Origin of the sequence: Halobacterium sp. GSL-19, from assembly GCF_016917855.1 — an archaeon.
Taxonomy (GTDB): Archaea; Halobacteriota; Halobacteria; order Halobacteriales; family Halobacteriaceae; genus Halobacterium; species Halobacterium salinarum.
Genome location: NZ_CP070377.1, coordinates 315,150 through 328,491, shown reverse-complemented (window position 1 = coordinate 328,491; position 13,342 = coordinate 315,150). Strand labels below are relative to the sequence as shown.

General features: G+C 69.8%; 14 protein-coding genes. 12 read left to right on the top strand and 2 right to left on the bottom strand.

What is annotated here, in order from left to right:
* Positions 1 to 199 precede the first annotated feature (199 nt).
* Positions 200 to 1,369 (top strand): MFS transporter, encoded by a 1,170-nt coding sequence (locus JT689_RS03370; protein WP_148265491.1) that lies wholly within the window; start codon positions 200 to 202, stop codon positions 1,367 to 1,369.
* 10 nt (positions 1,370 to 1,379) lie between these two features.
* Here the strand turns inward: JT689_RS03370 and JT689_RS03365 are convergent, their stop codons facing one another.
* Positions 1,380 to 2,126, bottom strand: a complete 747-nt coding sequence (locus JT689_RS03365; RefSeq protein ID WP_205251524.1) for a proteasome assembly chaperone family protein — start codon at positions 2,124 to 2,126, stop codon at positions 1,380 to 1,382.
* A gap of 95 nt (positions 2,127 to 2,221) precedes the next feature.
* Between JT689_RS03365 and JT689_RS03360 the strand changes: the two genes are divergently transcribed.
* The 11 genes from JT689_RS03360 (at position 2,222) to JT689_RS03310 (ending at position 11,295) form a co-directional block, all read left to right on the top strand.
* Positions 2,222 to 3,133, top strand: a complete 912-nt coding sequence (locus tag JT689_RS03360; protein ID WP_205251523.1) for an RsmB/NOP family class I SAM-dependent RNA methyltransferase — start codon at positions 2,222 to 2,224, stop codon at positions 3,131 to 3,133.
* Complete coding sequence (locus JT689_RS03355) at positions 3,130 to 3,636, top strand: hypothetical protein (protein WP_010902326.1); 507 nt, start codon at positions 3,130 to 3,132, stop codon at positions 3,634 to 3,636. The genes JT689_RS03360 and JT689_RS03355 overlap by 4 nt, the downstream gene beginning before the upstream one ends.
* 52 nt (positions 3,637 to 3,688) lie before the next feature.
* Entirely contained in the window at positions 3,689 to 4,072 is a 384-nt protein-coding gene (locus tag JT689_RS03350) for a hypothetical protein (RefSeq protein WP_205251522.1), read from the top strand.
* Positions 4,073 to 4,147: 75 nt separating this feature from the next.
* Complete coding sequence (locus tag JT689_RS03345; protein ID WP_205251521.1) at positions 4,148 to 4,780, top strand: nucleotide exchange factor GrpE; 633 nt, start codon at positions 4,148 to 4,150, stop codon at positions 4,778 to 4,780.
* Between the two features lie 39 nt (positions 4,781 to 4,819).
* A complete protein-coding gene (locus tag JT689_RS03340; protein WP_205251520.1) occupies positions 4,820 to 5,515 on the top strand; it encodes a hypothetical protein in 696 nt (231 codons plus the stop codon).
* 157 nt (positions 5,516 to 5,672) lie between these two features.
* Positions 5,673 to 7,562 (top strand): molecular chaperone DnaK, encoded by a 1,890-nt coding sequence (dnaK, locus tag JT689_RS03335; RefSeq protein ID WP_205251519.1) that lies wholly within the window; start codon positions 5,673 to 5,675, stop codon positions 7,560 to 7,562.
* A gap of 75 nt (positions 7,563 to 7,637) precedes the next feature.
* Complete coding sequence (dnaJ, locus tag JT689_RS03330; protein WP_205251518.1) at positions 7,638 to 8,813, top strand: molecular chaperone DnaJ; 1,176 nt, start codon at positions 7,638 to 7,640, stop codon at positions 8,811 to 8,813.
* A gap of 68 nt (positions 8,814 to 8,881) precedes the next feature.
* Positions 8,882 to 9,586: a hypothetical protein gene (locus JT689_RS03325; RefSeq protein ID WP_010902320.1), complete on the top strand. Its 705-nt coding sequence runs from the start codon at positions 8,882 to 8,884 to the stop codon at positions 9,584 to 9,586.
* 145 nt (positions 9,587 to 9,731) lie between these two features.
* Complete coding sequence (locus tag JT689_RS03320; protein ID WP_205251517.1) at positions 9,732 to 10,307, top strand: GNAT family protein; 576 nt, start codon at positions 9,732 to 9,734, stop codon at positions 10,305 to 10,307.
* Positions 10,307 to 10,882: a GNAT family protein gene (locus JT689_RS03315; RefSeq protein WP_205251516.1), complete on the top strand. Its 576-nt coding sequence runs from the start codon at positions 10,307 to 10,309 to the stop codon at positions 10,880 to 10,882. The genes JT689_RS03320 and JT689_RS03315 overlap by 1 nt, the downstream gene beginning before the upstream one ends.
* A 23-nt stretch (positions 10,883 to 10,905) precedes the next feature.
* Complete coding sequence (locus tag JT689_RS03310; protein WP_205251515.1) at positions 10,906 to 11,295, top strand: hypothetical protein; 390 nt, start codon at positions 10,906 to 10,908, stop codon at positions 11,293 to 11,295.
* Here the strand turns inward: JT689_RS03310 and JT689_RS03305 are convergent.
* Positions 11,292 to 13,262 carry an AMP-binding protein gene (locus JT689_RS03305; protein WP_205251514.1) on the bottom strand — a complete coding sequence of 657 codons (1,971 nt, stop codon included), beginning with the start codon at positions 13,260 to 13,262 and terminating at the stop codon, positions 11,292 to 11,294. The two genes, JT689_RS03310 and JT689_RS03305, sit on opposite strands and share 4 nt — an antisense overlap.
* Positions 13,263 to 13,342: the final 80 nt, after the last annotated feature.

The following is a 13,342-nucleotide window of genomic DNA, read 5'->3' as shown; positions in this document are numbered from 1 at the left end:
GGCGACCGACCGCCCGGGCGGTGCAAGCACTGCCCGGGAATGTCGAAAATAATAGCGGAGAATAGCGCCCCCAACAAAACAGTAACGTACCCGTTCGTGGGCTTCTCAGAGCGTATGCGACACGTATGCCATGGTACCGCGAGCACACATGTATAATCTTTCCGGGAGCTTATTGCGGCCGAGTCCGTCCCCACATGGGATGGGTTTTCGAGACTTTCATCCGGCCGTTCTTGCGACCGCGCTTGCAACGTTCATCGCCTTTCTCGGCATCGGTGTTGTCGACCCGATTCTGCCAAGTATCGCGAAGGAGCTGGGCGCCGACCACTTCATGGTGATGTTCCTGTTCACGAGCTATCTGCTGGTGACCGGGCTCGCGAACCTCGTGGCGGGCACGCTGGCCACACGCATCGGCAGCAAGAACACGATGCTCGTCGGCATCGGGATCGTCGCCGTGTTCGCCGGCGGCTGTGCGCTCGTCTCCTCGGTGGAGTCGATGGCCGTGCTGCGTGGCTTCTGGGGGCTGGGCAACGCCCTGTTCACCACCACCGCGCTCGCCATCATCGTGGGCGTCTCAGCCGGGAACAGCGGCCGCGCGATCACCCTGTACGAGGCCGCCCTCGGCTTCGGGATCGCGTGCGGGCCGCTCCTGGGCGGGTTCCTGGGCGCGCAGTCCTGGCGGCTCCCGTTCGCCGGGACGAGCGTCCTGATGCTGCTCGGGTTCGTCTTCGTCGCCACCACCGTCACGGAACCGGACACGGAGGGCCGCGAGGGCGTGCGCGCGCTCATCGGGACGTTCCGTCACACCGGCGTGCGAACGAACGCGATCGTCGGCATGCTCTACACCTACGGGTTTTTCACCGTGCTGGCGTACACGCCGCTGGTGCTTGAGGGGTTCACAACGATGCAGATCGGGCTGGTGTTCTTCGCGTGGGGACTGCTCGTGATCGTGGGGTCCGCGGTCCTCGCGCCGCGGCTGAACGCGCGGTTCGGAACGCCGGAAGTGGCTAGCGCGGCGCTGACCGCCTTCGCGGCGCTGCTGTGCCTGATGTGGCTGGTCAGTTCCCCGATGGTGTTGGCCGGGCTCGTGGTCACCGCCGGCCTCGCGTGTGGGCTCCTGAACGCGAACCTGTCGACGCTCGCAATGGGGATCTCCACACACAGCCGGCCGTCCGCCTCGGGCGCGTACAACAGCCTGCGGTTCACCGGCGGCGCGTTCGCGCCGATCGTCGCGGGCTACATCGGCGGGAACTACGGAGCGGCGCTGCCGTTCCTGCTGGGCGCGGCCGTCATCACGCTGGGCCTCATCGTGTTGTTGGCGCGGTTCAGCGCGTTCACGTTCGCCACGCCGGACGCCGTCGGCGATCACTGACTGCCCCCGGCTACTGGAACATCCGCAGGGGTTTGGCCTGCGTCGATTCGTGCTCGTCGGCGTGCTGCATCTGTTCGGCGAGCTGTTCTTTCTGCGAGCGAATGTCCGCGGCGCGGTCGACGAGATCGTCGGTCGGCACGCTGACCTCCACGAGCGGTTCGATGGCGTGATCGATGAGGCGGCGTGCGCCCGCCGGGTCGGGGAACTGCGGGTCCGATTCGACCACGAGGGCGGCGGCGTCCAGTTGGCGCTGGGTGGCGGCGGTCATGAGCGCGCCGGTCGGCCCGCCGATGACGCCGCGCTCGGGCGGCGTTCCGATGTCCAACGCCGCGATGCGCTCCGGGAGCGCCCCGGACCCGATCCCGAACACGGTGGGGAGGTCGCCGAGCTCGTGGTCGTCGCTGGGCAGCCCGCTGAGGTAGACGGGCGTGACGTCGTGGTGGTCGATCCAGCCGGTGACGCAGTCCGCGAACTCGGTGCCGTTGTTGCGGGAGATCGGAACGTCGCTCTGGAGCGCCAACAGCCCCCGGGACTCGTCGGCGTAGATCCGCACCGGCGGGGTGGCCGCGTGGCTGTCCTCGGTGTAGACGGTGACCTGGGGGATCGCCGCACAGGACACGCTTCCGACGCAGGACATATCGAAGACGTCGATGATGTGGTCGGTGGCGATCTTCCCGACGAGCCCGACGCCGGGCAACCCCTCGATGAGAACGGGGTCCTCGATGTCGAACGCCGTGTGCGTGGTTACGCTTCCCATGGGCGTGCGGTTCGCGGGAGGAACTCATAAACCCGGGGGCGGCGACCGCCACGCGAGCGCAAGCCACAAGCCGGCGTCACGCCTACCCGCGAGCAATGGACGCGCTGTCGCGGTACGAGCCGATCATCGACGACTTCGAGGGGTTCCTGGCGGCGTGCGAGCGCCCGCTGCCGACGACGGTTCGCGTGAACCCGCTGGCGGTGGCCCCCGACCGCGCCGTCGAGGCGCTGGCTGCCGAGGGGGTGGCAGTGGACCGCCGGGAGTGGCACCCGGGCGTGCTGGAGGTGGACACGAACAAGCCGGGGAACACGTGGCCGTACGTCCACGGCTGGGTGCACGGCCAGGAGGAGGTGTCCTGCGTGCCGCCTCGCGTGCTCGACCCCGAGCCCGGCGACGTGGTGTGGGACGCGTGTGCGGCCCCCGGGGGGAAGACCGCACAGATCGCCGCCGAGATCGACGACGACGGCCTGGTGGTGGCCAACGACGACAACCTCGGGCGGTTGTCGGCGCTGCGCGGGAACTGCGACCGCCTGGGCGTGACGTCGGCGGCGGTGACGAACACCGACGCGCGGCGCGCGACCCTCGATGCGTTCCCCGACGTGGCGGCGGTCGACGCGGCGCTGGTGGACGCGCCCTGCAGCTGTGAGGGCACGATCCGGAAGAACGCCGACGCGCTGGACGGCGCGGGGGCGTCCGCGAGCCGGAGTCTCGGCCGGCTGCAGGCGGACATCCTGGCGCGCGCCGTCGCGCTCACGCGGCCCGGCGGCACCGTGGTGTACTCGACGTGCACGTTCGCCCCCGAGGAGAACGAGGCTGTGGTGGACGAGGTGCTTGGCCGCACCGACAGCCGCCTGGTCGAGTTCGACGTGGGGCTGGCGTCGGCGCCGGGTCTGACCGAGTGGGGCGACGCGTCGTACGACGACAGCCTGGCGCGCGCGCAGCGATACTACCCCCATCACAACGACACCGGCGGGTTCTTCGCCGCGAAGCTGGAGGTGACGGTATGACCGACAACGACAGCCAGACGTTCGGCCGGCTGCCCGCAACGGACGCCGAGCGCAGCGTGGCGGGCCGCCCCACTCGGGCGGCGGTCGTGGACTGGTGGACCGACCGCTTCGGGGTGCCGCGGACGATCTTCGAGTCGTACACGCTCTGGGAGAAAGGCGCGGGGAAGGTGTGGGCGCTGCCGTTCGATCCGGGGGCACCCGTGCCCGTGGAGGCGCTCGGGTTGACCGTCCTCCGGACGCGCCAAGAGCACTGGAAGCCGACGACGATCGCCGCCCAGCGGTTCGGCCGCGAGGCGACGCGCAACGTGTTGCGGCTGGACGAGCGCGATCAGGCCGCCGCGTTCCTCGCCGGCGAGGAGCAGGAGATCGCGTGGGACGGCGACTGGGGGTACGTGATCGCCGCCCACGAGCTCACCGGCCGCCTGGAGCCCATCGGCGTCGGGCTGTACACGTACGGCACGCTGCAGTCGATGGTGCCGAAGGGGCGGCGCCGCGAGTTCTGAGTGCCCCGACGGATGGCAGAAGGTTCTTGCAGTGCGCGTGGCATCACCGGGTATGGATCGGCGGACGCTGCTGGGGCGGGCGGTCGCTGGACTCACAGCGTGTGTGTCCCTGTCGGTGGGTGCGGGGTGTCTCGGGGGCGGCCAGGAGGAGTCGGTGCTGGCTGTGACCGGGCGGAGCTTCGAGCGCGGCGAGAACGACACGCTGGTGTATCGGGTGACAGTGTCGAACCCCAGCGACCGGTCGGGGAACGGGCAGCTGTACGTGAACACGGAGTTGAACGGGGCCGAACGGACGCGAACGACCGGCGTCTCGGTGCCGGCGCACGCCACGACGACCGTCGCGTTCGCGTACAACGTGACCTACGGGGAGCTCTCGGAGTCGGTGTCGCCGTCGGTTGACCTCCGGGAAGGCGAGCCCACCGAAACCGACGCGTGATACAGCGCCCGCCCAGGGGCGGCCGTGCTGACGCATCCCGAAATCCGTAAACCGGCGGGGCTCCCTCTGAGGGGTATGAGCGATCACGCCGAGCACGCCGCCGATGCGGCGGACACGGACGCCCCGGAGGGAGACGACGCGGGCGGCGACGACGGCACCAGCGCGCTCAGCGAGCGCGTGCGGGCGCTGGACGCCGACAACGCCGACGCGCTCGCCGACGACGTTGCGGCGTTGGAGGCGCGCGTGGAGACGCTGACCGACGAGTTGGCCGACGCCGAGGACGAGGTCGCGGACCTCACGGAGCGCGTGCAGACGAAGCAGGCGGACTTCAAGAACTACAAGGAGCGCGCGAAGCGCAAGCAGGAGGAGATCCGGGAGCGCGCCACCGAGGACCTCGTGGAGCGGCTGCTGGACGTACGTGACAACCTCGACCGGGCGCTCGACCAGGAGGCGTCCGAGAGCGACGAGGACGGCATCCGCGAGGGTGTGGAGCTGACCCGCGACGAGTTCGACCGCGTGCTGGAGACCGAGGGCGTGACCGAGATCCGGCCGGAGCCCGGCGACAGCGTGGACGCGGCCCGCCACGAGGTGATGATGCGGGTGGACAGCGACCAGCCGGCGGGCACCATCGTGGACGTGTACCGGCCGGGGTACGAGATGTCCGGGCGGGTTGTGCGCGCCGCCCAGGTCACGGTCAGCGAGGAGTAAGCGGACACTGTTTTGCGGCCCGGGCTCGTGGCGGAACGCATGGAGATCTCCGTGCACGGCGACGGCGACGACCGGGAGCCGGTGTTGGTCGTGTTGGGGTGGGGCAACCACCCCGGTCAGGCGAACGTTGCGTGGTTGATCGACGGGCTCGTGGCCGCTGGCTGGGAGGTGCATGCGGCGACGCTCCCGACCAACGCGTCGTCGTTCGAGCGCGCGTACATGCGGCCGTTGGCGTCGTACGTGGCGGACCGGACGTTCGACGCGGTGGTGGCCCACAGCCTGGGCGGGCTGGTGACCGCGACCCTCGACTGGGACGTGCGTCGGGTGTATCTCAGCCCGTGGTGGGGCGTCCGGGAGGGCGTGCAGTCGGCGGTGTTCCGGGCGCTGGCGGCGCTACCGACGAGCCGCCCGTTGGTGCCGGCCGCCGGGTCGGTCGGCGACATCAGCGAGCCGACGCCCCGGGAGACGACCCGGTTATCCCCGACGTTCGTCCGGGAGGTGCGGCGCGCCCAGGCGTCGCTGCCGGCGTTCAGGCCAGACAGCACCGTGTTCTGCTCGCTGACGGATGCCATCGTGTCCGTGGCCGCGATCGGCGAGCGGACCCCGGCGGCGAACCTCCGGGTGTACGACGGCGGCCACGAGTTCTTCTCCTCGACCGGGCGGGCGGCCGTGCTCGATGACGTGATCGCGGCGCTGCGCGATGGCCCCGCGGCGGTGGCCGGGGCATCCACATAATGGTGCCGTGGTGGCCGCCGGGTGGGCGGGCGCGAAACCGACCCCCCGGGATCGCGGTCGGGAGCCAAAACCAGGCAACAGCGACGGGATGGCCTGTTCTCGGCGTCGGTCGCACTAGCAAGGCTTAAACAGAAAACGCTCCGTACTGTCGGGTAACATGGCGAGCGAGAAGATTCTGGGAGTCGACCTCGGCACCACGAACAGCGCGTTCGCTGTGATGGAAGGCAGCGACCCCGAAATCATCACGAACGAAGAAGGCGACCGCACCACGCCGTCGATCGTCGCCCACGACGACGGCGAGTTGCTAGTCGGCAAACCCGCGAAAAACCAGGCGGTACAGAACCCCGATCAGACCATCGCGTCCATCAAGCGCCACATGGGCGAGGAGGACTACACGGTTGCCCTCGGCGACGACGAGTACACGCCCGAGGAGATTTCGGCGCGCATCCTCCAGAAGATCAAACGCGACGCCGAGGAGTATCTCGGCCAGGACGTCGAGAAAGCCGTCATCACGGTGCCGGCGTACTTCAACGACCGCCAGCGCCAGGCGACCAAGGACGCCGGCGAGATCGCGGGCTTCGACGTCGAGCGCATCGTCAACGAGCCGACGGCCGCGTCGATGGCGTACGGCCTCGACGAGGACCGCGACCAGACCGTGTTGGTCTACGACCTCGGTGGCGGGACGTTCGACGTGTCGATCCTGGACCTGGGCGGCGGCGTCTACGAGGTCGCAGCCACGAACGGGGACAACGACCTCGGTGGCGACGACTGGGACCACGCCATCATCGACCACCTCGCGGACAACTTCGAGAACGAGCACGGGATCGACCTGCGGGAGGACCGCCAGGCGCTCCAGCGACTCACGGAGGCCGCCGAGGAAGCCAAAATCGAGCTGTCGAGCCGGAAGGAGACGACGGTCAACCTGCCGTTCGTCACGGCGACCGACTCCGGGCCGGTACACCTCGAACAGGACATCACGCGTGCGACCTTCGAGAGCATCACCGAGGACCTCATCGAGCGCACGGTTGGCCCGACGGAGCAGGCCCTCGAAGACGCCGGCCTCTCGAAGAGCGACATCGACGACGTGATCCTCGTCGGCGGGTCCACGCGAATGCCACAGGTCCAGGCGCAGGTCGAGGACCTCGTCGGCCAGGAGCCGAAGAAGAACGTCAACCCCGACGAGGCGGTGGCGCTCGGCGCGGCCGTCCAGGGTGGCGTGCTCTCCGGGGAGGTCGACGACATCGTGTTGGTGGACGTGACGCCGCTGAGCCTCGGCATCGAGGTCAAAGGCGGGCTCTTCGAGCGGCTCATCGAGAAGAACACCGCGATCCCGACGACGGCGTCGAAGGTGTTCACGACGGCCGCCGACAACCAGACCAGCGTCCAGATTCGAGTGTTCCAGGGCGAGCGCGAGATCGCCAACGAGAACGAGCTGCTGGGGGACTTCCATCTCACGGGCATCCCGCCGGCGCCCGCGGGTACGCCACAGATCGAGGTCACCTTCGAGATCGACGCCGACGGCATCGTCAACGTCGAAGCCGAAGACCAGGGGTCGGGCAACGCCGAGTCCATCACCATCGAGGGTGGGGCCGGGCTCAGCGACGAGCAGATCGACGAGATGCAGGAAGACGCCGAGGCGCACGCCGAGGAGGACGAGCAGCGCCGCCGCCGCATCGAGGCGCGCAACGAGGCCGAAACGGCGATCCAGCGCGCCGAGAGCCTCCTCGAGGAGAACGAGGAGCTCGTCGACGAGGACCTCGAAGCGGACGTGAACGACGCCATCGACGACGTCCAGGCGGTGCTCGACGAGGACGAGCCGGAGATCGACGCCCTCGAAACGGCCACCGAGGAGCTCAGTGACACCCTCCAGGAGATCGGCAAGCAGGCCTACCAGCAACAGCAGGACGCCCAGGCCGGCGCGGCCGGCGGCGCTGGCGGCATGGGTGGCATGGGCGGCATGGCCGACGGCCCCGGCGGGGCGGCCGACGCCGACGGCGACGACGAGGAGTACGTCGACGCGGACTTCGAGGACGTCGACGAGGAGTAACGCCACGGGCACAGTGCCCGCCGCGGCTGTAAGCGGTCACTTCAAGTGTCTCAACTGGGTACATGTCGGTAACGGATGAGTGAGGACTTCTACGACGTCCTGGGTGTGAGCCGGGACGCGACCGAGGACGAGATCATGCAGGCGTACCGGGACCAGGTTTCGGAGTACCATCCCGACGTCAGCGACGACCCGGACGCCGAGGAGAAGTTCAAGAAGATTCAGAAAGCCAAGGACGTCCTCACCGACGAGGAGACACGCCAGCAGTACGACCAGCTCGGCCACGAGCGCTTCGAGGAGGCCGAGAAGCGCGGCGCAACCGGGAACGGTGGCGGCGGCGCTGGCGGGATGGGCGGTGCGGGTGGCCCGTTCGGTGGCGGCATGGGTGGTGGTGCCGGCGGCGGTATGGGCGACATCTTCGAGCAGTTCTTCGGCGGCGCTGGCGGTGGCGGCGGCCGCGGGCGGTCCGGCCCGGAGCAGGGCCGCGACCTCCGGACGGACCTCACGGTCACGCTGTCGGAAGCCTACCGGGGGGTGTCCAAGCAGGTGACCGTCCGGCGGCCCGAGCGCTGTGCGGACTGTGGGGGAAGCGGCTACCCGGAGGACGCCGACGTGCGCACGTGCCCGCAGTGTGACGGGCAGGGCGTCGTGACGCAGGTGCGCCAGACGCCGTTGGGCCGCGTCCAGCAGCGCCAGGAGTGTTCGCGCTGTGGCGGCGAGGGGGAGTTGCACTCGGAGACGTGTTCGACCTGTGGCGGGCAGGGCCAGACCCGAGAGCGCGCGACGCTCACGGTGGACATCCCGGAGGGCATCCGGACCGGGCAGACGCTGCGCATGGACGGCGAGGGCGCGCCGGGCGAACCGGGCGCGCCCAACGGTGACCTGCTCGTCGACGTCACCGTCGAGGAGCATCCCGACTTCGAGCGCGACGGCGACGACCTCCATCACCGCCACGCCGTCTCGTTCCCCCAGGCGGTGTTCGGCGCGGAGATCGAGGTGCCGACGCTCGACGGCGCTGCGACGTTCGATCTGGACGCCGGCACGCAAAGCGGGGAGACGTTCCGGCTCAAGGGCAAGGGGATGCCGCGGCTGCGCCGCCGCGGCAACGGGAACCTCTACGTCACCGTTCAGGTGGTCACGCCGGAGTCCCTCAGCGACGAGCAACGCGACGCCCTCGAACAGTTCGCGGAGGCGGGCGGCGAGGAGATCGACGTCGAGCAGGGGTTCTTCGAGAAGCTCAAAAACTCCTTTTAGCCGGCCGGCTGTCGCCCGCGGGGCGGCGACGCGTCAGTTGTAAGCCAGCGGCGACCCCAGATCCGGGCATGGAGACAGTCGCCGATGTCGTCGCGACGCTGGATGACCCGGCACAGCCGGTGCTCCGGCACGCGCGCCCGATGGACGCGCGGACGACGCGAAACCGGGTGTACAAGACGGGGAACGCGCTCCGGCATCGTGGGGTTCGGGTGGACGCGGGCGTGGCGATCCTGGACGCGCCGACGCCGGAGGCGGTCCAGACGTTCCTGGGAGCGTCGCTGCTCGGCGCGACCGTGGCGTTCGGCCCGGAACCGGTCGTGGATGCGCGCGTGCTGGCGGGGCCGACGGCTGACCTCGGCGCGTACGACCTGCCCGCGGGCGGCCAGCGCGTCGGGTGGGGCGAGCCGCCAGCGGACCCGTCGTGGATGTATTTCGAGCGCGATGTCTGGAGCGAGAACCCCGCGTTCCCCGAGCCCGAGATCGACGCCGACACGACGCTGTTGGCGGCCGGCGGGGCGACCCACCGGGAGGTGGTGGCCGCCGCCGAGCGCGTGGCCAGCGAGCGATACGACAGCCACGACGCGGTCGCGGTGCGCGCGCCGCTGTCCGACCCCGGCACCGTCGTGGCGGGCGTCGTTGCGCCGCTGCTCGCGGGCGCAACGGTCGTGTTGCCACCCGAGGGCGGCGAGGGCACGGTCGCCGTTGCCGCGGCCGACGCGGATGCAGTGCCCGAGGCCGACGTGGTGTCGCCCGGGAGCGCCGCGCCCAACTGAGCGTCGGCGAACTCGGAACCACTATATGCGGCGACGGCGACGCGAGTGGTATGTCAGAAAGTGTGATTGGACAGGGTTGCGGTGGACCCCCACCAGGGGGACGCCGTCCGGACGCAACCGCACTGCTGGCGGGGGTGGCTCAGTGATGCCGGGGCCGATCCTGGAGGTCAGTGACGACACCGACGATCTCGTGTTGCGGACGGTTGAGCGCGACGACGCGGCGTTCGTGCAGCGGGCGTTCGCCGACCCGTACGCGCGCTGCGCGCTGCACGTGGGCACCCACAAGAGCGAGGCCGAGGTCGAGACGTTCATCGAGGAGGAGGTCGAAGACGACGACAACGCGGCCTACATTGCGTGCGTCGATGCGGAGGATGCGCCCTTCGACCATCCCGACGCGGCGGAGACGACCGCGGTGGCGTTCCTGTACGTCAGACACGTCGATCACGACCAGCCCACGGTGGTCTGCTGGGTGCCACCCGAGCACCGCGGCGCGGGACACGCTGGGCCGGCGCTCGAACTCGGGTTGGACGCGCTGTGGCGGGTGTCCGACGTCCACACGGTCGGCGCGAGCGTGGTCAGCGTTGACGAGTTCACCAGGGACCTGGTGTCGGCGGTCGGGTTCACCGAGGAGGCGCGCAACCGCGAGGCACAGTTCGTGGACGGCGCGTACCGCGACGAGATCCACTACGGGCTGCTCCGCACGGAGTGGGAGGCGCAGTGATGCCGGGGCCGATTGTCACCGAGGGCGACCGCGTCACGCTGCGCACGGTGGAGCGCGACGACGCCGCCCACCTCCAGCGGTCCTGCACGGACCCCCGCATCCGGCATTCGCTGGGATCGGTCCACCACCGGTCGCGCGAGCAACAGGCGGACGGCATCGAGCACTGGGTCGAGGACGACGGATCCGTCGTCGCGGTCGTCTGCGTCGACGACGAGGACGCGCCGCCCGGCCAGCCTGCCGCCAACGAAACCACGCCCATCGGGTCGTTCAGCGCGCGCCACGTCGACAGCGATCGTGCGTGGCTGGCGTACTGGTTGCGCCCCGAGTACACGGGCTCGGGCTACGGGCGTGACATGGCGACGACGGGCATCGACTACGTGTTCGCGCAGTACGGCGTCCACAACGTGTCGGCGGCGGCCTACGACTTCAACGAGGCGTCCCGCGGGCTGCTGGCGGCGATGGGGTTCACCGAGGTGGGCCGCCGCCGCGAGGCGCGGTACATCGACGGCGGGTACGCCGACGAGGTGTGGTACGACGTGCTGCGCAACGAGTGGACCGCGGACCGCGAACGATAGCTCTTTTTTCCGCGGGGGCGAGCATGCGGGTAGTGACTGACACGCGCGCTGCCTGCCTCGTTCGCCGCGATGCAGAACTGTTGGTCGTCGAAACGGTTGGGTCGTCCGGGGGCCGCGTCTACCGGCCGCCGGGTCGCGCCGTCGGCGCGGACGACACGCCCGAGGACGCAGTGACTGCCACCTTCGAGGACATGCTTGGCGTGGCGCTGGAGTGGGTGGCGCCGATCGGGACCTTCGATGGGACGGTGGTCTTCGAGGCGGACCTCGGGGCGGTGTGGCCGTACACCGAGGAGGGGTTCACTGTGTACGATCCGGACACCGGCGACACGACCCGCCTGGCGTGGCTGCACCGTGATGACTTCCGGAAATACGGCGAAACGATCGAGCCCGAGGGGCTGCTGGCGGAGCTCTAGGTCGCGTCCCGGAGCGCGTCCAGCACCGCGGGGTTCTCGATGCTGGAGCGGTCCGTGACGTCCGCCCCGGTGTACGCGCTGGCGACGGCGCGGCGCACGAGCTTCCCGGACTGGGTTTTCGGCAGGTCGTCGACGAACACCACCTCCCGGGGCCGGAACGGTTTGCCGTGGGCGTCGCCGACGTGGTCGCGCAGTTCCGCGCGCAGCTCCGCGCTCGGGGTGGCGGCGTCGGCGAGGATGACGTACGCGATGGCGGCCTCACCGGTGGTGTCGTCGGGCACTCCGACGACGGCCGCCTGTGTGACGGCGTCGTGGTCGATGAGCGCGCCCTCGACCTCCGCCGGGCCGACTTTGCGGCCGGCGACGTTGATGGCGTCGTCGGCGCGCCCGTGGAGGAACCAGTCGCCGTCGCCGTCCATCTGCGCCCAGTCGCCGTGGTTCCAGACGTCCTCGAAGCGCGACCAGTACGCCTCCAGGTAGCGGTCCTCGCCGCTCCAGAGGCGCCGCGTCATCGACGGGCTGGACGACCGCGCGACGAGGTAGCCGCGCTCGTTGGCGTCCCGAACGGAGGTGCCGTCGTCGTCGACGATGTCGATGTCCATGCCGAGCCCGGGGCCGCCGAGCGTGCAGGGTTTCAGCGACTCCGTCGGCAGCGGCATGAGGAAGCAGCCGAACACTTCCGTGCCGCCGGAGATGTTGATGATCGGGGTGTCACCGCCGCCGACGTGGTCGTAAAACCACCGCCAGGACTCGGGGTCCCAGGGCTCGCCCGTCGACCCCAGGATGCGCAGCGAGGAGAGATCGTGGCCGGCGACGTGCTCGTCGCCGTGGTCGCGCAGTGCACGGATCGCCGTCGGAGAGACGCCGAACTGGGTGATGCCGTGGTCCTCGATGAGCTGCCAGAAGCGGTCGGGGGCGGGGTGGTCGGGGGCGCCCTCGTACATCACGATGGTGCCGGCGAACGCGTGGTTCCCGATGAGCGACCACGGCCCCATCATCCAGCCGATGTCGCTCACCCAGCAGAACCGGTCGCCGGGCCGCTGGTCGAACCCGAAGTGGATCTCCTTGGCGGGTTGGACGAGCGCGCCGGCGTGGGTGTGGACGATGCCTTTCGGTGTTCCCGTCGTCCCCGAGGAGTACAACAGCATGCACGGATCGCTGGCGGCCATCGAGTGCGTCTCGAACGTCGGGGACTGGGTGGCCACGGCGTCGTCCCACCACTCGTCGCGGGGCGTCCAGGACAGCGAGTCCGCGGGGATGCCGAGGCGGTCGTAGACGATGGTGTGGTCGACGTGGCCGGCCCGCTCGATGGCGTCGTTGAGGGTGTCCATGAGCGTGACGCGGTCGCCCCGCCGCAGGAAGCCGTCGCCCGTGAACACCACCGAACACTCGGCGTCGGCGATGCGCGTGGCGGTGGCCTCGACGCCGAACCCGGAGAAGACGGGGACGGCGATCGCGCCGATCTTGAAGATGCCGTAGAGGATGCTCTGGACTTCCGGGACCATCGGCATGTAGAGGCCCACCGTGTCGCCCTCGCCGATGCCGCGCTCGGCAAGGGCGTTGGCCACCCGGTTGGCCTGCTGGTGGAGGTCGTGGTAGGTCTGTTGGCGGACCGTGCCGTCCTCGCCCTCCCAGATGCAGGCGACGTGGTTGCGGGTGCCGGCGTCGACGCTGGCGTGGCGGTCGACGGTGTTGTGCGCGACGTTCAGTTCGGCGCCCGGATACCACGCCGTGGACTGGGGGTCGTCGACGTCGTCGCGGACGGCGTCGTAGTCCTCGAAGAACTCCAGGCCGAGGTACTCCGGGAGTTCCCCCCAGAACCAGTCGAGATCAGTGGTGCTGCGCTCGCGGAGCGCGTCCACGTCGTCGATGTCGTGGGCGGCCATGAACTGGGCGACGTTCGTCGACGACGCGAGCGCAGGGTCCGGTTCGTGGACGACCGTGCCGACTCCGTCGAGTGAATCCATGCCGGGGCCGACACAGCGAACGTGCAAGAATCTTTGCAGTAGGTTTCAGTCGGGACGCAACCACTAAGAGGTGGCCGCGT